Below are 828 nucleotides of genomic sequence, written 5' to 3' on the forward strand. Positions count from 1 at the left end.
GCGCGCTCGTGCGCGAGCTGGCCGCGGTCGGCGTCTCCGGGGTCGTGGTGGAGCTCGGCGACCGGATGCCGCGCGTGCCGGACGCCGTGGTCGAGGCGTGCGCGGAGGCGTCGCTCGCCCTGGTCGCGCTGGCCGGAGAGGTCAAGTTCGTCACCGTGACGGAGGCCGTGCACCGCGCACTGATCGACGCGCAGACGGCGGCCCTGCGCGAACGGCAGCGACTGCACGAGCTGTTCACGGCCCTCAGCCTGCGGGGAGCCCCGGCGGACGTGATCGTGACCGAGACGGCCCGCGCGCTCGACGCGCCGGTCGTGCTGGAGAACCTGGCGGGAGAGGTGATCGCCACCGAAGCGCTGTCCCGTCCGGTCGCCGAGGTGCTCGCGCTGGCCGCCGACGGAGCGTCCGAGCGGGTACCCGTGCAGGCGAGGGGTGTGCGCTGGGGGTCGCTCACGGCACTCGTGGGGCCCCCGCACCCGGCCGGTCGACTCACGGTCCTGGAGCTGGGGGCCACCGCGCTCGCGTTCGGATGCCTCGCCGACGGAGCGGCGGAGTGGACGGTGCTCGCGCATCGCACGCTGATCGACGACCTGCTGGGGTCGCGGTTCGCGCGCGTCGACGATGTCGCGGCACGGCTCGCCCGACTGGGGCTCGACGTGGGCGGGCGTCCGGCGTGCGGCGTGGTCGTGCGCACGTCCGAGGCGGCGGACCGTATCCGAGCCCGCGCGACCGCGGAAGGGGTGGCCGTGCTCGCCGCCCGACGCGACGACGCGGTCGTGCTCCTCGTCGTCCCGCCAGCCGGAGGTCTGAGCGACGCCGCCGCGCGCCGCA

The 828-nt window shown here is 76.1% G+C and carries 1 protein-coding gene; it reads left to right on the forward strand.

The window, feature by feature from the left end; genetic code table 11:
- Positions 1 to 828 (forward strand): PucR family transcriptional regulator ligand-binding domain-containing protein (locus DW299_RS12465; protein WP_205814392.1); only part of this gene is annotated, 828 nt, incomplete at both ends.

The organism is Microbacterium sp. K35 (assembly GCF_004794375.1).
In the GTDB taxonomy this organism is placed as follows: domain Bacteria; phylum Actinomycetota; class Actinomycetes; order Actinomycetales; family Microbacteriaceae; genus Microbacterium; species Microbacterium sufflavum.